This is a genomic window from Roseivirga ehrenbergii (assembly GCF_001593005.1).
GTDB classification, from domain to species: Bacteria; Bacteroidota; Bacteroidia; order Cytophagales; family Cyclobacteriaceae; genus Roseivirga; species Roseivirga ehrenbergii.
The window spans coordinates 15,405-31,956 of sequence record NZ_LQZQ01000008.1 but is presented as its reverse complement, the minus strand read 5'-3'; the positions used below and the strand labels follow the sequence as shown (position 1 = coordinate 31,956).

Here is a 16,552-nt window from a genome sequence, read left to right as displayed (position 1 = left end):
CACGTAAATGTAAGAGATGTTCTTATTTTTGCAATCTGACTCAACGGTAGCAACAGCATGCAAATTCCAATTTGGGATCCTTCCTTTCTAGAACCAATTTTAGCAATTGGCCTTCTCACTATTGGATTTAGTGTCTATCACTTCGTTTCTATTTCGCCAAAAGTTAAAGAGCGTTTTGCCAAAAAATATGGTGAAGTAAGGGGTAATACAAAAGCACTGTGGTATTTCAGGTACTTAGGAGCCATGACTATCGGAGTAATTCCGGCTATAATCATGATGGTGATTTTAGATAAAACCCCTGCTGATTACGGAGTAACATTTAAGAATCATGCCACGTCTCTTTATTGGATTTTAGGTTTGGCTGCGGTAATTATCCCCATGAATTTTTTCAATTCCAAAAAGGAAAAGAATTTAGCCTTTTACCCAAATGTAAGGGAGAAGGAGTGGACAAAAGCCATGGTAGCCAAAAACGCCTTCACCTGGGTGTCTTATTTATTCGGTTACGAATTAATGTTCAGGGGATTACTGCTTTTTGCTACTGTTCCCTTATTGGGCGAATGGCCAGCTATTGTATTGAATGCAGCTTTATATGCCTTAGTACATGTGCCTAAAAACTTAGAAGAAACTATTGGGGCAGTTCCATTGGGCGTGTTGCTCTGCCTCATTACCTTAACAACAGGAACGATTTGGGTGGCTTTTTTCGTTCACATTACCTTGGCGCTGTCCAATTTTTTCTTTTCGCTTAGGCATCACCCCGACATGAAAGTTATTTAATGAGTAAAAAGATATTTATCACCGGAAGCACAGGCTTTATTGGTCAAAAATTGACTCACACTTTAGCCGAGCAAGGGCACAGGGTAACTGCTCTAGTTCGATCTAAAGCCAAGGCTGAAACGTTAATTCACCCAAATATTGAAACCGTAGAAGGTGACTTATTTCACACCGATGCCCTGCAAAAAGGCATGGAAAATTGTGAGGAGGTTTATCATTTGGCGGCCTTTGCAAGCGTTTGGGCCAAGGACGATACCTTCAAAAGAGTGAATATTGATGGCACCACCAATATTTTAGATGCAGCCAAAAACCAAGGCGTTTCTAAAGTAGTGGTTACTTCAACTGCAGGCGTAATTGGCCCGGCCATTGATGGTCCAGTAAATGAAGATACCCCACGGCAGGTTGATTTCTTTACCGATTACGAAAGCACAAAACACCAATCGGAAGAACAAATACGTCAGCGCGCTGCTGATGGACAACATATTGTAATTGTAAACCCAACACGGGTGTATGGCCCGGGGCCTCTCAATGTGAGTAATTCTGTTACTAAATTGGTGAAGCAATACATTGATGGTAAATGGAAGTTCATGCCAGGTGATGGGCTCAGCACTGGCAATTATGTGTATGTAGAAGATGTGATTCGTGGGCATATGCTGGCCATGGAGCATGGGAAATCAGGGGAGCGCTACTTGCTTGGAGGCGAAGATGCCACCTATCATGAGCTCTTTGATATGATTGCTGAGATTGGTGGTAAAAAATATAAGCTCTATAAAATGCCCTTGGGAGTTATGCTTACCTTCGGCAAAGTTCAGTTATTTTTAGCTGAAAATTTTGGCAAGCAGCCTATGATTACGCCAGGATGGGTAAGAAAATACCTGTATAAATGGAGCGTTTCAAGCGATAAAGCTCAAAAAGAACTAGGCTACCAGATAACACCACTCATGAATGGAATTCAGCAGACGGTAGATTGGTTAAGAACAGACAACAAATGACAAATTCAAAGAAATTCGCATTAGTAACAGGTTCTAGTAATGGCATTGGTCGTGCTATTGCAGAAAACTGTGCAGCTAGAGGCTTTAATGTTCTCTTGGTGGCACTACCAGAACCTAAACTTGAAGAAGTAACTAATGCATTGGCAGCTAAATACCCGAATCAAGAATTCCACTGTTTGGGAGTAAACCTAATGGATGCTGGGGCACCTCAAGAGGTTTTTCAATGGTGCCAAAAGAATAATTTTGTAGTTGATATTTTGGCAAACAATGCTGGTTTAGGTAATTCTGGAGACTTCCTTTCTAAAAAAGCAGAGTTTTATTTTGGCCAAATGCAATTGAATATGGTGGCCATGGTAATGCTTACCCACCATTTTTTACCCGAAATGCAAAAGCTTGATAAGGCATATATCTTAAATGTGGCCAGCATGGCCTCCTACTATGATATTCCGTTCAAAGGCATTTATGCAGCCAGTAAGAAATTCGTGAGTTCATTCTCTCATTCGCTTCGCTACGAATTGAAGGATTCTAACGTTTTCGTTTCGATTCTTTGTCCTGCGGCTGTGCTTACCAATCCTGAAGTGATTAAGCGCGATGCAAACATGGGCTTCGTTTCTAAAATAACAAGGCAAACGGCTGAACAAGTGGCCGAATATGCTTTAAGCCGAATGTTTAATCGAAAGCCAGTGTCTATTCCGGGCGTTTTCCCTAAATTTTACAGAACCTTGGGTCGGGTAATCCCACACCGAATGCAATTGCGAATGCTCGCAAACGCTTTTATTAAGCAGTCGAGGGAGTGAGAGAAATTAGATATAAACAAGGCAGCTTAACGGCTGTCTTTTTTATTAAAACACCTCTAGTTGAAGCGTCTCGCTTCGACTAAATGCTTACTCCTAAGTTATAGCCCAAAGGGCATAAAAAAACCCGATCATTTTTGATCAGGTTTTCTTTCTCTGTAGCGGGAACAGGACTCGAACCTGTGACCTTTGGGTTATGAGCCCAACGAGCTACCAACTGCTCCATCCCGCGATATATCCTTCAGCTTTTCTGAAGTGGGATACAAAAGTAGGTGATAAATCCATTCGAAACAAGTACCTTTGCGAACTAATTTAAAAATTCATGGAGAGTCGTCCGCACAAGGCTGGTTATGTGAGCATTATAGGTAAACCTAATGTTGGTAAATCTACTCTAATGAATGCGATGGTAGGTGAAAGACTCTCAATTATCACTTCAAAAGCGCAGACTACCCGTCATAGGATTATGGGAATCCTGAGCGGAGATGATTTTCAAATCATTTATTCCGACACTCCTGGGATTATTAAACCAGAATATGAACTGCATGAAACCATGATGCGTTTTGTGACCAGTTCTTTCGAAGATTCAGACCTTATTTTATTTGTTACCGACCTGTACGAAAAGTATGAAGGTGAAAAAGTAATCGATTACCTGAAGGAAGTGAAGGTGCCGGTGATTTTGGTGATGAACAAAATTGACTTGGCTAAAGGGTCTCAAGCCGAAGATAAAGTAGCTTATTGGAAAGAGCTCATGGACTTCCATGATATAGTAATGGTTTCGGCTTTAGAGAATATTGGAATTGAAGGCGTGTTTGAGAAAATTATTGAGCACTTGCCAGAGCACCCTGCTTATTTTCCGAAAGATACTCTGACCGATAAACCTGAACGTTTTTTCGTGGATGAAATGATTCGTGAAAAAATCTTCAAACAATACAAAAAGGAAATCCCTTATAGCTGTGAGGTGGTGACTACTTCTTTTAAAGAAGACGAAAATATTATTCGCATCTCGGCCGATATTTATGTGGAGCGCGATAGCCAAAAGGGGATCGTGATTGGGCATAAAGGCGAATCGCTTAAAAAAGTGGGTACGGCAGCACGAGAAGATTTGGAAATTTTCTTTGGGAAGAAGATCTTTCTTGAAACCCATGTGAAAGTAGAGAAGGACTGGCGAAAAAAGGAAGCGAAATTAAAACGCTTTGGTTACTTAAATTAACGAGTAACAAAGTAAGAATTACAATTTGGGGTTGTTGGCGATAAATGCATAAACCCAAGATCAATCTTAGATCGTACATTAAAAATTTGAAATCAAAATGGCAAATATAGTTGCAATTGTAGGGAGGCCTAACGTAGGTAAATCGACTTTATTCAATCGTCTGATAGAAAGAAGGCAGGCGATCATGGATAACGAAAGTGGCGTTACCCGCGACAGACACTACGGTTACGCAGATTGGATCGGTAAATATTTTACAGTGATTGACACTGGAGGTTATGTTACCGGTTCTGAAGATGTGTTTGAAGGTGCCATCAGAACCCAAGTTGCTGAGGCCATGAGCGAGGCTTCGGTAATTTTGTTTATGACGGACTGTCATTCGGGTTTAAATCCATTAGATAAAGAATTTGCAAGAATTGTAAGGGGTCTAGGGAAGCCGGTTTTAGTAGTGGCCAATAAGGCTGACAATACCGATTACCATTACATGGCCAATGATTTTTATGCACTTGGATTGGGAGATATTTTCCCTATTTCTGCAGCCAGTGGTGCAGGAACAGGCGAACTTCTTGATGAAGTGGTAAAACATTTTGAAGAAGATGGTATCGAAGGGCCAGATGATGGAATTCCTAGAATTGCAGTTTTAGGACGCCCAAATGCTGGAAAATCTTCTTTCATCAACGCCTTATTAGGTAAAGAAAGAACCATCGTTACGGATGTTGCAGGAACTACTCGCGACTCTATCAATACACGTTATACTCTGTTTGGTCAGGATTTTATTCTGACTGATACTGCTGGAATTCGAAAGAAATCTAAAGTTCACGAAGACATTGAATTCTATTCTGTAATGCGTGCTTTACAGGCCTTGCAAGATTCAGATGTTTGTGTAATCATGATTGATGCCGAACGTGGTTTGGAAGCGCAAGATATGAACCTTGTGAGCTTGGCAATAAAGTACCGAAAGGGCATTATGCTTATGATTAACAAGTGGGATTTGATTGAAAAAGATTCAAATACCATGAAGAAATTCACGGCCGATTTGGATGATAAACTGGGTCAGTTAACTTGGATTCCAAAGATTTTCACTTCGGTTACGGAAAAACAAAGAATATTTCAGGCCATAGAATTAGCGGTGAAGGTAAATGAAAATCGTGAGCGTAAAATCTCTACTTCTAGGTTGAATGATATAATGCTTCGCGAGATTGATCATTACCCGCCACCAGCCTTGAAAGGCAAGCACATCAAAATTAAGTATGTTACTCAGCTGCCTACAAGAACACCAACGATTGCGTTTTTCTGTAACCTTCCTCAATACATTAAGGAGCCTTACGAGCGTTTCTTAGAGAATAAACTCAGAGAGCATTTCGAGTTTGATGGGGTGCCTATGAAGCTTGTATTTAGGCAGAAATAGGTGAAAAATGTGAGGTCAAAGTTGGAAGGTAAGGTTCCTGAAGCCGCAATCGAGTATTGTATTAAGCTTTGGGAACTTTACCCTTTTCAATTTAAGGTAAATCGAAAAAGGCTTTCGAAATTGGGCGATTACCGCTACGATCCAAGAGCGCAATCGCATACCGTTACGGTTAATACCGATCTTAATCCTTATCAATTTCTGATTACCTACATTCATGAAGTGGCGCACAGGGTGGTGCATAAACCTCGGTCGCGACAGTTGCCACATGGCCTGCAGTGGAAGAGTAAATTTCAGGAGTTGATTTTACCCATGCTCAATCCAAGCGTTTTTCCTGACGATGTACTTCGTGTTTTGGCTAAGCATATGAAGAACCCCAAAGCGAGCACAGCAGCCGACCCTAAGCTGGTAAAGGTACTCGCCCAATATGATGTTCATACTGCTTCGCAGCCAATCCTTGAATCTGTGGTTATAGGTGAAGAATTTTTCTTGAGAAAAAGGAAATTCAGAAAGCTAGAGGTGAAAAGAACACGAGCTTTGTGTCTGGACTTGGCCAATAATAGGCGTTATCTCATTTCTCAAATTGCTGAAATCAGTCCGGTCAATAAAGAAGGAACTGCCGAATCGCCAAAAGTGGTTCCTACTAAGAAATCAAAGAAGGTCAATTCTACGGCTAATAATCAGATCAACCTTTTCGAATAAAAGTTCTGGCTTTAGGGTACGCCAGTTTTCAATATCCAAGTCGCCACCAAAGTTTAAGTAGTTGTCTACATTATATACTCTCATTTCGTCTACTACAAAATCTCTGAAGTTGATGCCGCATATCCAACCTTCTTCCACATCATCAAACCACTCTTCGTAATAACTATCATCAGAGCCGTGGAAGTTGAGTACGTTTTCACCAATTAAAATGTACTTGTTGATGCCCAGAGGGGTGAAGTGATCGATGATATTTCGTTTGAGGTGCATAATGTCGTTGTTCAGCGCATCATTCCATTCCCCAATAAATTCGATCACGATAAAACCTCGATCGTAATCGGCATAAAGCACTTTGATGTAGAGCGTTTCCGACCCCATAAAGTCCCAGTGCGGATCGATATAGTAGCCGTAAATGGTATCGGAATACAAGTCGAAGTTGTAGCTTTTTCCATCGTATGGAGAATTCTCGTCTTCTGCTACATTGTAGTATTTGAGCCAGCCGTAGTGAGGTTCAATGGTGTGCATAGGAGCAGAACAACCTAAGGTGAATTTTGTTCCAAAAGTGGCCTTTAATCCTCTCTACTATTCATTTCCATAACTACTTTCCAAAGAGTGCCTAAAAGCATCATTGTGAAACCAATGATCAAAAGCGTATTTTTTCCAGAAGTTTCAATTTGGAAAATCAATCGAGAAAGCAGCGTACCTATGACCAGTAGGACGCCAGAAATAGCGACAGCAGAAGCTAGCTTTACAATGGTTTGTCGTTTCATGAGAATTTGATCTTTGGAAAAAGTGCAGGGGTGCTTTTCTTATACTCAAGATATTCTTCCCCAAATTGTTGAATGAGTTTTTTTTCTTCCAATCGAATACCAAAAGGAAGGTAAGCCAGCAGTGCCACCAAGCTGACGAGGTTGACCAAAAGTGGATTGTAAATAAAATAGCCCAGAAAAAGCAGAATTGTACCAGTGTATAAAGGGTGGCGAATTTTCGATTGAAGCTTATCTTTTTTTAGTGTCTGGTCTGATTGACTTTCTTTTTTTAAGCCTAAAAATACCCGAAGGCTATAGTTTCTAAATGACCTTTTGATGACAAAAAGGCCAAAAGTTGCTAACATTAAGCCTATGTATGTAGTGATTGGGCTGGGAGGCAAAACAAAAGCGCTGTAAATGCTGGCGCCCAATAGTAAGATAAAGGCAAAACTGAGGGTAGAAAATAGGCTGTAAATTAGCCGGTATGTTGTAGGCTTTAAAGCTACTTTGCTCTTAAAACCATTTGAAGCCAACAGGCTATGGATTGTATAAAACAATGCCCAGCAGCCAAAAAAGATCAAATGGTTAAGTAACATACTAGGCAATGATAGTCATTATTTTTTGCCCTGAATAACCGTTTAAAACCTTGTGTGAATTATGTTATTTTTTCTAGAAAGGGTCTTATGAGCTGCATTGATTATCTTCGTTTCACTAATTTTTTTAACAGCCAAACCTACCTATGAACCGTATCGACAGGCTTACTGCAATTCTTGTCCAACTTCAATCTAAGAAAGTGGTTACCGCCCAAGAGATTGCCAATCGTTTTGAGATTAGCTTAAGAACAGTTTATCGTGATGTGCGTGCTTTGGAAGACGCTGGTGTGCCTATTGGTGCAGAGGCTGGAAAAGGCTATTTCATAATGGAGGGTTATTATTTGCCTCCGGTAATGTTTACACAGCAAGAGGCCAATGCTTTGGTATTGGGGGCAAAGCTAATAGAAGGGCAGACTGACGTGTCTATTAAAAGGAATTTTACCGAGGCCATGTTAAAGATTAAATCGGTACTGAAAAGCAGCGAGAAAGACGAAATAGAAAAGCTCGAATCTCAAATTGTTGTGCGGCATTTACCTCAAGTTGAAAAGGAAGGCTTCCCGAATAACTTTTTAGCCACTATTCAGCAGGCATTGATTGATAAATCGGTATTGCGCTTTCGGTATTATTCTAGCTTTTCAGACGACTTTACCACCCGCGATATTGAGCCGATTGGCTTAGTGTTTTATGCAGGAAGGTGGCACTTGCTTGCATATTGTAGGTTAAGACAAGCGCCTCGAGATTTCCGGGTCGATCGGTTAGTGAAATTGGAAAAACTAGATGAAACTTATGATACAGGGCATCAGCCTAGTTTTAGTCAATTCTTAGAAGAAATTGCCTTTAGTACTGACTTGCAAGAAGTAGTAATTAACATTGATAAAATCGTGGCGCGCTATATTTCAGAACAAAAATACAGTCAGGGTTTTGTGAGCGAAGAAGTGGGTGAAACTCACATTAAAATGAAATTCTTAACGCCAAGCTTAAACTATACTTCACGCTGGGTACTTACTTTAGGTGATGCGGTCGAGATTATTTCTCCAGCAAAACTTACGGCTATGGTGAAGGAACGAATTGAAGAGTTGCGGAAGTGTTATTCAGTTTAATGAAATAAGAAAAATCAACCTTTTCTAAAATCTACTGACATAGGGTTGTCACTAGTGGTCATTTACTTTAGTGCATAATCAATTTCTTAAGCCAAAAATAGAACCCTATGATCATGTCGAAATTAAACCTCACCGAAGCCTACCCTGAATATTATAAGGCAAAATCCAATCCTCAATTGGTAGAACTGGAGCCCTATCAGTACATCACCATTCAAGGCAATTCTGCACCAAATGCCCCCGTTTTTTTAGCCGCCATTGACGATTTATATAAGCTCGTTTATGGTATTAAATTCTTTCACAAAAATGAGGGAATGGACTTTGTTGTTCCGAAGATGGAAGCTTTTTGGTGGGTAGAAGGAGAGTTGTCTTTTGAAGAAACGCCTCAGGAAGAATGGTTTTGGAAAATCATGTTCCGTATGCCCGATTTTGTTGGAGAAGGAGAGTTCGAACTCGTTGTTGATCAATTGGTGAAGGAAGGCAAACTGGCCAACGACCACCAGCTAAAATTCGAGTCGATTTATGAAGGTAAATCGGTGCAAGCATTACATATAGGTTCGTATTATGACGAGCGCAGAACGCTGGAAAAGATCTTTGCTTTCATGAAGGACAATGACCTAGAAATGAATGGTCAGCATCATGAAATCTATATTTCTGACCCAAGAAAAACGGCAGAAGAAAAACTTAAAACCATTCTCAGATATGCAGTGAAATAACAATCAGTTCAAAACAACACAATTCCAATACTTCATTGGCCCAAGGCAGACGGCTTTGGGCCTTACTTTTTTGCAGTAACATTTCGAACAATCATAAACTCGGAATCATCGTTTAAATTTATTTGGAGATTCTTCACTCTTACGGGTTTTGACTCTTCGCCATTTATGATTAGTTGCACTTGCCATTCTCTTGAAACTGGTGAGATAATTGGTTTAACTAAGGTTTCATTATCTTCTTTGAAATTTAAGTCCCAAGCCCATTTCGCGCTTATTCTATCAGCTTGATGTGGTGGACAATTCCATAATCTAATTGTAGAGTTTGTTTCAATCTTTTCGGTCGGTTTTAAGGTTTCTATGAGTGGTTTAAACATATGAATTTGCTTATTGTCAATAATTTGGGGGAAATTATTGAAACCAATTTTTTTCCAAAAAGGCTCTGAATTTGTGGGCTGACAAAACAACCTAGCAACTAAAACTCCTTTGAGTTTTAAGAAATTTAAAGTTTCGTTTATTAACTGCCTTGCGACTCCTCTGTTTCTTTCAGTTGGCTTTATTTCTGTAATATCAATATCTACTTCAAATTCAGAAATCCGATAAACTACAAATCCGATTGCATAATCATTGTCTGTGATCACGCTCAATCTATTTTCTTTAAAAGCATTCGGAATCATACTCCAATCCGAGTAGAATCCATTCTGTGTCTTGTTCCACTCCTCTACCAGCCAGCTTTCTATGTCAGCCAGATGTTCCTCGGTAGGATTAGAGATTAGTTTTATCATTAAGCACGATATTATGCAATGAAACAAAAAACCAGTCACCTGAATGGCCTATTTTACCCCTGACTCATCACAAAGTCAATCACCTTTCTGACAGAACCATGGGTTTTAAGTAGCATTTCTGCAGTGGGGCTGTCGATCTGTAACATCTCCATAATCATTCTTGTGCCACGGTCTACTAGCTTGTTATTGGAAAGCTGCATGTCGACCATTCTGTTACCTTGCACTTTGCCTAGTTTAATCATTACCGAGGTAGAGATCATATTCAGTACAAGCTTTTGAGCAGTGCCAGATTTCATGCGTGTGCTGCCCGTAATAAACTCAGGGCCTACAATGGGTTCTATCGGATACTCCGCTTCCCAAGCTACAGGGCTATCTGGATTACAAACAATACAGCCTGTGAGGATATCGTTTTTGCGCGCCTCTTTTAGTCCACCAATTACATAAGGTGTTCTGCCCGAAGCCGCAATACCAATTACCGTGTCTTTATGGTTGATGATGTGTTCTTGCAAGTCTTCCCAAGCTTGATTTTCATCGTCTTCTGCATTTTCTACGGCTTTACGAATGGCAGTATCTCCGCCAGCAATAATGCCCACTACAACACCGTGTTCGACCCCGTAAGTGGGAGGGCATTCCGAAGCATCAACCACACCCAAACGTCCGCTTGTACCAGCACCAATGTAAAAAATCCTTCCGCCCATTTGCATACGAGGAACAATCTGATTGACCAAAGCTTCGATTTGAGGAATCACTTTTTGAACGGCCAAAGAAACTGTTTGGTCTTCCTTGTTAATATTGGTCAGCAAATCTTGTACTGACATGTGCTCAAGCGAATTGTAATGCGACTCTGATTCGGTGATGTTCATTGGGTTTGTTATTGAAATTTCAGATGATGCAAAGAAACCAATTTAAGGTTGACGAACTCTATTTATTGATGAAAAAGCGTAAGTCCAGCTATTGGGTGTTCAGTAATGTGCTTAATGTAAATACCTTGGTCTACTGCTACTTTGCGTAAAATGTTGTTGAAGTAATAAGCCACTGAGCCCGTGAAATGGACAGGTACTTCTTTGTAGCCTTCATATTTCACTACGTTTTTTGTAATGAAAGTGGTAAAGGCATCGTACACTAATTTATACATATAAGGCTCGCTAATCTGCTCGTTGATAAACTTCGCGAAGCTGGCCAAAAAGCGACCTGGCATAGGCTCTTGGTAAATGGCAGTAAGAAATGCATCCTTGTTCAATCCGAAACGCTCTTTAAAAATAACCCTCAAATGTTCGGGCATATCTTTTCTGTAATAATCGGTAACCAAGGTTTTGCCTAAGTAGGTTCCTCCACCTTCATCGGCAATGGCCCAACCTAAGGAAGGTACGTTGCTGATAATTTTACTGCCATCGTAAAGGCATGAGTTTGTGCCAGTGCCTATAATACACGCTATACCTTTTTCGTCACCACACAAAGAGCGAGCAGCGGCCAATAAATCATGGTTCACGTCAATCTTAGCCTCTGAATAATAGCGGTTCAAGAGCTTGGCTATTTTGTCGCGGTTAGTGCCTGATGAACAGCCCGTTCCGTAAAAATAGATTTCGTCTACTTTATCGGGTAACTGGCTGTGCAGGTCTTGAATCACCAAGAGAATTTCTTCTTCGGTTTGGTAATAAGGGTTAATCCCTGTGGTTCGGGCCTGTTCAATACTGCCATCGGCACCAATCAGTCGCCAATCGGTTTTAGTAAAGCCGCTATCTGCTATTAATACTTTGGTCATGCTTTATTATGAAAATCAAAAATAGCAATTCGAATGAAACCTTAGAGTGATTCAGTGCGTGTATGTATTTGGTTTATAAAATAAACTACTTTACATTTGAGAAAATAATTTAAGATGGAAGAAAAAGAATTAACCCCTCAGGAAAGCATGGCGCTTATTCAATCGATGATTGGAAAGGCACGAAAGCGCTATTCAGATAACAGTTTCTTTTTTCTCTTATGGGGCTGGATTGTCCTGGTGGCTAGTGTTGGGCATTACTATTTATCTACATTTACAGATTTTGAATACCCGTTCATTGGTTGGTCGCTTACTATCGTAGGAGCGATTGTTTCTGGAGTGGTGGGAGCTAGGCGTGGTAAGAAAAGCCAGGTAAAGAATTATACCGATAAGATGTATGCTTGGCTGTGGTTCAGTTTGGGTATGGCCATGTTTACCATTGTTTTTAATGGTCAGCTTATTGGCTGGAATACTGTTCCTTTCATATTACTTTTGGCTGGTGTTGGCACTGCGGTATCTGGAGCAATGATGGGTTTTAGGCCTTTGCAATTTGGGGGCTTTGTCTTTTGGGTTTTGGCATTTATTGCTTTTAGACAACCTGAAAATTATCAAATGCTTTTGCTGGCTCTTGGTATTGCAGTGGGCTATTTGGTGCCAGGATATATTATGAAAGCAAATTTCAGAAACAATGGGGTTTAATCAACTCGATCCGCTTTTACATTCGCAGCTTAGGTTGGCCGTAATGTCATTGCTGATTAGTGTAGAGACTGCGGATTTTGTATTCATTAAGGAGCAAACGGAATCTACTGCAGGTAATTTGAGCGTGCAGTTAGATAAGCTTTCAACTGCGGGTTATATCGAAATCATTAAGCAGTTTGAAGGCAAGAAGCCTAAAACCACCTGTAAGATAACTCCGAAGGGAGTGGACGCATTCGACACTTACGTAAAAGAAATTCAACAGTATTTGAAGCCATAATTTTTTTGCAATTATGGTTTATAATATAAACTAGTTTGTAAAACTTAAATTTAGAATCATGGAAACAGAATCAATTAAAATGAAGACAGTGAAAGTAATTTTTATTTTTATCGTAGTGCTTTACGGAGCACTTGTAAATCACGTAGCCAATGCCCAAGAAGTTGGCACATTGAATAAAGAGGCTATGGAAAAGCTTTCAAACTGGATTGGCCAGTGGGAAGGAGAGGGTTGGTCGATGGATGAATCACGTCAAAAGGCTGAGTTTACTGTAGTAGAAAACATACAAAGAAAAATTGGCGGAATGGCCATACTCGCTGAAGGTGTTGGCACTAATAAATCGGATGGTAAAGTGGGGTTTCAATCTTTAGGAGTGCTGTATTATAACAACGAAAGAAAGCAGTACGAAATGAAATCGCTTCTGGCAGACGGTAATATGGCTTTAACTGCTGCTCAGCTCAATAATGAAGGCCAATTTATTTGGGGCTTTGACGTACCCGGTGGAAGCATTCAATACACTACCACTTTGAAAGAAGATACTTGGCATGAGAAGGGAGAATTTATCATGGCCAATGGACAAGCCTTCACCATTCTGGAAATGAACCTTACTAAGCTCAAATAGTTATGGGGTTCTTAGAAAGCTTAAAGGTGTTTAGTTCTTATTTAGGGCTGTTTCATACCTGTTGTGCGGTGTTGTCCATGATTTTTGGAGCATTGGTAGTGTTAAATGCAAAGGGAACCAGTTTGCATAGAAAACTCGGTTATGCTTATGTAATTGCAATGGTATTCATGAACCTCAGTGGTTTTGGTATTTATAATTTCGGAAGCTTTTCACTATTCCACGCCTTTGCGCTTATCAGTTTAGTTACTGTGCTTTTAGGCGTAATTCCGGCCATAAGAAGGAGTAAGGATTGGTACAAAAAACACTTCTATTTTATGAGTTGGTCGGTAGTGGGGCTTTATTGTGCTTTTTGGTCCGAAGTAGGGGTGCGCTTTTTCGACATGCAATATTTTTGGTGGGTGGTAATGCTCGCTACAATGTTAACGGGCTTGATAGGAATGCTTGTTATTAAGAAGAAGGCAAAGTCGCTTTTTGTGAATTAATCGAGAAACTTAAACCAAATCGTCTTTGAACATCGTAAGTGATTACTAGTTTAGTGGTTATGAAGAAGATAAAGTCAGGAATATACTCTATTGCCCTCTGTTTGCTTTTAGCGTCTTGCGGAGGCGATTCAGACCCGAATGGGGGTGGAGGAGCAAATTTGAATAACCGACCTGTGGGTGAGTCGGCCAATGACCTTTTAGCGTCTTCAAATTATAATCGATTAGAAGTAGAGCTGGTGTACGCTGTAGGTTTTGAACCACCATCTGCTAGTGTGGATTACATCAGAAGTTTTTTAGCTGAACGATTGAATAAGCCGGAAGGAATTTCTGTGATAACACGTCAAATTTCTACACCAGGTAAATCTCAATATAGCCTTCAGGAACTGGTCGATATTGAAACGGCCAACCGCTTGAAGTTCAATAATGAGTCGACTTTGGGTGTTTATCTCTTCTTTGCCGATGGTAGTTATGCCACTAACGAAAACGTATTGGGTGTAGCTTATAAGAATACTTCCATGGTGCTTTTCCAGAGTAGAATCGAAGAACTTTCAGGTGGAATTGGCCAGTCTTCTACATCGCTTTTAACCTCGAGTGTAATGGCACATGAATTCGGCCATATTTTGGGTTTAGTGAATACTGGTTCCGCATTACAAAGTGATCATCAAGATGTAGCAAATGGACATCACTGCGATGTAGATGATTGCTTAATGTATTTTGCAGTGGAATCTACTGCGGGTTTGAATGATTTATTGGGAATGAGTGCTCCTCCATCTTTAGATGCCCAATGCTTGGCCGATTTAAAGGCAAATGGAGGGAAGTAAAATTGAAGAAAGAAAAAACCCTTCAAAAGGTGAAACTGTAACTTTTGAAGGGTTCTTATTAAGCTTATTTTGTTTTAGTTGCAGCTTCTGAAAGTACTTTTTCAGGAATAATACTCTTCCAAGCCTGCGGCCTTTGAGGGTCAAAATCCACTAAATACCAATCGTTACCCAGTGCTTTTTCCTTCACCCAAATTACGTTTTTGGCACCCTTAGCGGTAATTAGGTATTTCGAGGCATCATAAGTTACATTTCCAGCACCAAACTCACCTTTTAATCCATTTACAATTTGATCGGCAAAGGCTTTGTTTTGCTCATTTAAAGTAAGTTTCAAATCCATGGAATAATCGGCTAAGGCATATTTGTTATTCCCTTGCGGACTTAATCCATTTAATCTTCCTACTTCTACATTTTCCATTTCCAATTTAATCCTCATTAGCTGTAGCATCTGAGCCATTTCTTTCATGCTTACAGAGGAATTGCCCTCGAACTGTTTAGGGTGTAAGAAATTCAAAAGTTTATCAAACTCTTGTTTAGAAGTGTGTTCTAAAAACTTACTAAACCTTGCACTAATGGCTTCGGAATCGGTTTTGCTTAAAGACTGTGCCATAAGCCCTGAAGAGAGCATTCCAATGGCAAACACTATAATATATTTTCTCATGTTCAATTCTTTTCTTTCTACTTAACAAGTTTCAGGCCTTTTTTGATTTATCTCTTAGGCTAAAAACGGAAGACGATCATTCAACGTGATAAGTTGCAGTTTCAGTCTTTAACTAACTCTTTTGTTTTTTTAATCACCTCTTCTGGAAACATCATGTTAAGTAGCATTGGATTGCTTTGGTCAAATTCTGCGAAATACCAATCTTTTCCATAGTCGCTGTTTTGAATGGCTATTAAGTACTTCTTTCCTTCAATTTGGAAAGTGTAATTTTCTTTGTCCAAGCTTACAGTTCCTGTGCTATACACCATTTTGAATGCCTCTAGCATGCTATTGGCTACTTCTGGGTTTTGCATTTCTTTATTAACCAATGCAACCTTCATTTTCATATCATAAGGGCAAAGTACGTAGCTAGCAGATGTGCTGATTGAAACGGGTTTCAAACTTGTAATCTTCATTTCTTCAAAAATCATATCGAACCCCTGTGCTTCTAGGCTATTGAAAACTTCGATCATTTGTTCCTTTGATGCTACCTCAAATATTTTTGGATAGATAAGGTTCATTAAGGCATTGTAGTCTTCTTTTTTTGTGAGTTTGACATAAGTGTCTAGCCTTTTATTAATGGCTTTTGTCTCTTTTGTAGAAAGCTCTTGAGCCGAAAGGGATAAGGAACTGCATGTAATCAATACAGCCAATAAAATTCTAATCATATTTGTTTGTGGTTAATTTTTAATGTCTTTGTCTTTTGATTTTTCACTCACAATTTCGGCAAAAGACTGAAAGTTTTGAGTAGCCAGCCAGAAACCATCGCCTTGTTTCCAAATGGCTTTGTTGCCTTGCCAAACGCCTTTGTAATAATAAGCTCCACAGCCTAATTGAATAGCTTTTTCACTAAAAATTGCTTTGGCATGTGGAGGAGAGTCAATCCATTTGTCCACAATATGATCGGCCAGTGCTAGGTAAGACCCAAAGTATACTCCTCCAACAGCCGATATATTTTCTGAAATGGTAGGGTTGGTAATTCCTGCCAAAGCGGCACGCTCTTCTGGCGTTCTTCTTTTTTTATCGCTTTTATTAATGTGGTCGAAAAAATCTTCTTCACCCATTTCAACAGAATGGTTCCAAGCCATAATTTCTAGGTTGGGCTGATAGGCCAAGGGCTTCATGCCTTTTTCTATTCTGGCCTCGTTGGTAACAAAAAATAAGGCCGCATTCAGTACTTTATAGTTAATCTTATCTAAATCAATTGGTGCTTTAAAAAGTTTGAACGATCTGAAATCATTGTCATTCAATTTTTTATAATATTTATCATCCCATTTTCGCTGAGCGCTTAAGGTTGAGCAAAAGCACAACATTAAAGCCAGAAGAATATAAAATTTGTGGGATTTCATGCACGAAGATATACGTTAATTTAAGACATAGCGGGATTTCAATCCGA

The 16,552-nt window shown here is 39.8% G+C and carries 22 protein-coding genes and 1 tRNA gene; 13 read left to right on the top strand and 10 right to left on the bottom strand.

Annotated elements, in window-relative coordinates; genetic code table 11:
• Positions 1 to 57 precede the first annotated feature (57 nt).
• The 3 genes from MB14_RS07270 to MB14_RS07260 are packed head-to-tail and all read left to right on the top strand — an operon-like array spanning position 58 to position 2,560.
• The gene (locus tag MB14_RS07270; RefSeq protein ID WP_062590924.1) at positions 58 to 774 is read left to right on the top strand and encodes a CPBP family intramembrane glutamic endopeptidase; all 717 of its coding nucleotides are present in this window, start codon (positions 58 to 60) and stop codon (positions 772 to 774) included.
• Positions 774 to 1,763 carry an SDR family oxidoreductase gene (locus tag MB14_RS07265; RefSeq protein WP_062590923.1) on the top strand — a complete coding sequence of 330 codons (990 nt, stop codon included), beginning with the start codon at positions 774 to 776 and terminating at the stop codon, positions 1,761 to 1,763. Before MB14_RS07270 ends, MB14_RS07265 begins: the two co-directional genes overlap by 1 nt.
• Positions 1,760 to 2,560 (top strand): SDR family NAD(P)-dependent oxidoreductase, encoded by an 801-nt coding sequence (locus tag MB14_RS07260; RefSeq protein WP_062590922.1) that lies wholly within the window; start codon positions 1,760 to 1,762, stop codon positions 2,558 to 2,560. Before MB14_RS07265 ends, MB14_RS07260 begins: the two co-directional genes overlap by 4 nt.
• Positions 2,561 to 2,716: 156 nt before the next feature.
• On the opposite strand, the gene MB14_RS07255 is transcribed toward MB14_RS07260, so the two are convergent.
• Positions 2,717 to 2,789 (bottom strand) — tRNA-Met (locus MB14_RS07255).
• Positions 2,790 to 2,879: 90 nt separating this feature from the next.
• Between MB14_RS07255 and era the strand changes: the two genes are divergently transcribed.
• From era to MB14_RS07240, 3 genes are all read left to right on the top strand, one after another.
• Positions 2,880 to 3,767 (top strand): GTPase Era, encoded by an 888-nt coding sequence (gene era / locus MB14_RS07250; RefSeq protein ID WP_062303532.1) that lies wholly within the window; start codon positions 2,880 to 2,882, stop codon positions 3,765 to 3,767.
• Positions 3,768 to 3,864: 97 nt separating this feature from the next.
• Positions 3,865 to 5,172 carry a ribosome biogenesis GTPase Der gene (gene der, locus MB14_RS07245; RefSeq protein ID WP_062590921.1) on the top strand — a complete coding sequence of 436 codons (1,308 nt, stop codon included), beginning with the start codon at positions 3,865 to 3,867 and terminating at the stop codon, positions 5,170 to 5,172.
• Positions 5,173 to 5,181: 9 nt separating this feature from the next.
• On the top strand, positions 5,182 to 5,871 hold the full coding sequence (locus MB14_RS07240) for a transcription elongation protein SprT (RefSeq protein ID WP_185097020.1): 690 nt from the start codon (positions 5,182 to 5,184) through the stop codon (positions 5,869 to 5,871).
• On the opposite strand, the gene MB14_RS07235 is transcribed toward MB14_RS07240, so the two are convergent.
• The 3 genes from MB14_RS07235 to MB14_RS07225 are packed head-to-tail and all read right to left on the bottom strand — an operon-like array spanning position 5,821 to position 7,213.
• Positions 5,821 to 6,393, bottom strand: a complete 573-nt coding sequence (locus MB14_RS07235) for a hypothetical protein (protein WP_062590919.1) — start codon at positions 6,391 to 6,393, stop codon at positions 5,821 to 5,823. The genes MB14_RS07240 and MB14_RS07235 overlap by 51 nt on opposite strands.
• Before the next feature lie 44 nt (positions 6,394 to 6,437).
• Complete coding sequence (locus tag MB14_RS07230; RefSeq protein ID WP_062590918.1) at positions 6,438 to 6,638, bottom strand: hypothetical protein; 201 nt, start codon at positions 6,636 to 6,638, stop codon at positions 6,438 to 6,440.
• Positions 6,635 to 7,213 (bottom strand): methyltransferase family protein, encoded by a 579-nt coding sequence (locus MB14_RS07225; RefSeq protein ID WP_062590917.1) that lies wholly within the window; start codon positions 7,211 to 7,213, stop codon positions 6,635 to 6,637. The genes MB14_RS07230 and MB14_RS07225 overlap by 4 nt, the downstream gene beginning before the upstream one ends.
• 143 nt (positions 7,214 to 7,356) lie before the next feature.
• Between MB14_RS07225 and MB14_RS07220 the strand changes: the two genes are divergently transcribed.
• Complete coding sequence (locus tag MB14_RS07220) at positions 7,357 to 8,310, top strand: helix-turn-helix transcriptional regulator (protein WP_062590916.1); 954 nt, start codon at positions 7,357 to 7,359, stop codon at positions 8,308 to 8,310.
• Positions 8,311 to 8,423: 113 nt separating this feature from the next.
• Positions 8,424 to 9,023 carry a GyrI-like domain-containing protein gene (locus MB14_RS07215; RefSeq protein ID WP_157716553.1) on the top strand — a complete coding sequence of 200 codons (600 nt, stop codon included), beginning with the start codon at positions 8,424 to 8,426 and terminating at the stop codon, positions 9,021 to 9,023.
• 62 nt (positions 9,024 to 9,085) lie between these two features.
• Here the strand turns inward: MB14_RS07215 and MB14_RS07210 are convergent, their stop codons facing one another.
• The 3 genes from MB14_RS07210 to MB14_RS07200 form a co-directional block, all read right to left on the bottom strand.
• Positions 9,086 to 9,802 carry a GNAT family N-acetyltransferase gene (locus tag MB14_RS07210; RefSeq protein WP_062590914.1) on the bottom strand — a complete coding sequence of 239 codons (717 nt, stop codon included), beginning with the start codon at positions 9,800 to 9,802 and terminating at the stop codon, positions 9,086 to 9,088.
• 53 nt (positions 9,803 to 9,855) lie between these two features.
• Positions 9,856 to 10,665: an N-acetylmuramic acid 6-phosphate etherase gene (gene murQ / locus MB14_RS07205; RefSeq protein WP_062590913.1), complete on the bottom strand. Its 810-nt coding sequence runs from the start codon at positions 10,663 to 10,665 to the stop codon at positions 9,856 to 9,858.
• Between the two features lie 62 nt (positions 10,666 to 10,727).
• The gene (locus tag MB14_RS07200; RefSeq protein ID WP_062590912.1) at positions 10,728 to 11,564 is read right to left on the bottom strand and encodes a hypothetical protein; all 837 of its coding nucleotides are present in this window, start codon (positions 11,562 to 11,564) and stop codon (positions 10,728 to 10,730) included.
• A 114-nt stretch (positions 11,565 to 11,678) separates the two neighbouring features.
• Here MB14_RS07200 and MB14_RS07195 point away from each other — a divergent pair, with 114 nt between their 5' ends.
• Genes MB14_RS07195 through MB14_RS07175 form a run of 5 tightly spaced genes read left to right on the top strand, consistent with a single transcriptional unit; the run spans position 11,679 to position 14,459 of the window.
• Positions 11,679 to 12,260 carry a hypothetical protein gene (locus MB14_RS07195; RefSeq protein ID WP_062590911.1) on the top strand — a complete coding sequence of 194 codons (582 nt, stop codon included), beginning with the start codon at positions 11,679 to 11,681 and terminating at the stop codon, positions 12,258 to 12,260.
• Positions 12,250 to 12,537, top strand: coding sequence for a winged helix-turn-helix domain-containing protein (locus MB14_RS07190; RefSeq protein WP_062590910.1), 288 nt, complete (start codon positions 12,250 to 12,252; stop codon positions 12,535 to 12,537). Before MB14_RS07195 ends, MB14_RS07190 begins: the two co-directional genes overlap by 11 nt.
• A 58-nt stretch (positions 12,538 to 12,595) precedes the next feature.
• Positions 12,596 to 13,156 carry a hypothetical protein gene (locus MB14_RS07185; RefSeq protein ID WP_062590909.1) on the top strand — a complete coding sequence of 187 codons (561 nt, stop codon included), beginning with the start codon at positions 12,596 to 12,598 and terminating at the stop codon, positions 13,154 to 13,156.
• 2 nt (positions 13,157 to 13,158) lie between these two features.
• Positions 13,159 to 13,638 (top strand): DUF2306 domain-containing protein, encoded by a 480-nt coding sequence (locus MB14_RS07180; protein ID WP_062590908.1) that lies wholly within the window; start codon positions 13,159 to 13,161, stop codon positions 13,636 to 13,638.
• Between the two features lie 59 nt (positions 13,639 to 13,697).
• Positions 13,698 to 14,459 (top strand): zinc metalloprotease, encoded by a 762-nt coding sequence (locus MB14_RS07175; protein ID WP_062590907.1) that lies wholly within the window; start codon positions 13,698 to 13,700, stop codon positions 14,457 to 14,459.
• A 64-nt stretch (positions 14,460 to 14,523) separates the two neighbouring features.
• Here the strand turns inward: MB14_RS07175 and MB14_RS07170 are convergent, their stop codons facing one another.
• From MB14_RS07170 to MB14_RS07160, 3 genes are all read right to left on the bottom strand, one after another.
• On the bottom strand, positions 14,524 to 15,117 hold the full coding sequence (locus MB14_RS07170; protein WP_062590906.1) for a hypothetical protein: 594 nt from the start codon (positions 15,115 to 15,117) through the stop codon (positions 14,524 to 14,526).
• A 101-nt stretch (positions 15,118 to 15,218) separates the two neighbouring features.
• Positions 15,219 to 15,824: a hypothetical protein gene (locus tag MB14_RS07165; protein WP_062590905.1), complete on the bottom strand. Its 606-nt coding sequence runs from the start codon at positions 15,822 to 15,824 to the stop codon at positions 15,219 to 15,221.
• A 12-nt stretch (positions 15,825 to 15,836) separates the two neighbouring features.
• Positions 15,837 to 16,505: a CAP domain-containing protein gene (locus MB14_RS07160; protein WP_084375998.1), complete on the bottom strand. Its 669-nt coding sequence runs from the start codon at positions 16,503 to 16,505 to the stop codon at positions 15,837 to 15,839.
• Positions 16,506 to 16,552: the final 47 nt, after the last annotated feature.

What these genes read in the sequence shown, in the direction of transcription:
- MB14_RS07270 (WP_062590924.1), top strand. Translation starts at nt 58, where the DNA reads ATGCAAATTCCAATTTGGGATCCTTCCTTTCTAGAACCAATTTTAGCA.
- MB14_RS07265 (WP_062590923.1), top strand. Translation starts at nt 774, where the DNA reads ATGAGTAAAAAGATATTTATCACCGGAAGCACAGGCTTTATTGGTCAA.
- MB14_RS07260 (WP_062590922.1), top strand. Translation starts at nt 1,760, where the DNA reads ATGACAAATTCAAAGAAATTCGCATTAGTAACAGGTTCTAGTAATGGC.
- era (WP_062303532.1), top strand. Translation starts at nt 2,880, where the DNA reads ATGGAGAGTCGTCCGCACAAGGCTGGTTATGTGAGCATTATAGGTAAA.
- der (WP_062590921.1), top strand. Translation starts at nt 3,865, where the DNA reads ATGGCAAATATAGTTGCAATTGTAGGGAGGCCTAACGTAGGTAAATCG.
- MB14_RS07235 (WP_062590919.1), bottom strand. Translation starts at nt 6,393, where the DNA reads ATGCACACCATTGAACCTCACTACGGCTGGCTCAAATACTACAATGTA.
- MB14_RS07230 (WP_062590918.1), bottom strand. Translation starts at nt 6,638, where the DNA reads ATGAAACGACAAACCATTGTAAAGCTAGCTTCTGCTGTCGCTATTTCT.
- MB14_RS07225 (WP_062590917.1), bottom strand. Translation starts at nt 7,213, where the DNA reads ATGTTACTTAACCATTTGATCTTTTTTGGCTGCTGGGCATTGTTTTAT.
- MB14_RS07220 (WP_062590916.1), top strand. Translation starts at nt 7,357, where the DNA reads ATGAACCGTATCGACAGGCTTACTGCAATTCTTGTCCAACTTCAATCT.
- MB14_RS07215 (WP_157716553.1), top strand. Translation starts at nt 8,424, where the DNA reads ATGTCGAAATTAAACCTCACCGAAGCCTACCCTGAATATTATAAGGCA.
- MB14_RS07210 (WP_062590914.1), bottom strand. Translation starts at nt 9,802, where the DNA reads ATGATAAAACTAATCTCTAATCCTACCGAGGAACATCTGGCTGACATA.
- murQ (WP_062590913.1), bottom strand. Translation starts at nt 10,665, where the DNA reads ATGAACATCACCGAATCAGAGTCGCATTACAATTCGCTTGAGCACATG.
- MB14_RS07200 (WP_062590912.1), bottom strand. Translation starts at nt 11,564, where the DNA reads ATGACCAAAGTATTAATAGCAGATAGCGGCTTTACTAAAACCGATTGG.
- MB14_RS07195 (WP_062590911.1), top strand. Translation starts at nt 11,679, where the DNA reads ATGGAAGAAAAAGAATTAACCCCTCAGGAAAGCATGGCGCTTATTCAA.
- MB14_RS07190 (WP_062590910.1), top strand. Translation starts at nt 12,250, where the DNA reads ATGGGGTTTAATCAACTCGATCCGCTTTTACATTCGCAGCTTAGGTTG.
- MB14_RS07185 (WP_062590909.1), top strand. Translation starts at nt 12,596, where the DNA reads ATGGAAACAGAATCAATTAAAATGAAGACAGTGAAAGTAATTTTTATT.
- MB14_RS07180 (WP_062590908.1), top strand. Translation starts at nt 13,159, where the DNA reads ATGGGGTTCTTAGAAAGCTTAAAGGTGTTTAGTTCTTATTTAGGGCTG.
- MB14_RS07175 (WP_062590907.1), top strand. Translation starts at nt 13,698, where the DNA reads ATGAAGAAGATAAAGTCAGGAATATACTCTATTGCCCTCTGTTTGCTT.
- MB14_RS07170 (WP_062590906.1), bottom strand. Translation starts at nt 15,117, where the DNA reads ATGAGAAAATATATTATAGTGTTTGCCATTGGAATGCTCTCTTCAGGG.
- MB14_RS07165 (WP_062590905.1), bottom strand. Translation starts at nt 15,824, where the DNA reads ATGATTAGAATTTTATTGGCTGTATTGATTACATGCAGTTCCTTATCC.
- MB14_RS07160 (WP_084375998.1), bottom strand. Translation starts at nt 16,505, where the DNA reads ATGAAATCCCACAAATTTTATATTCTTCTGGCTTTAATGTTGTGCTTT.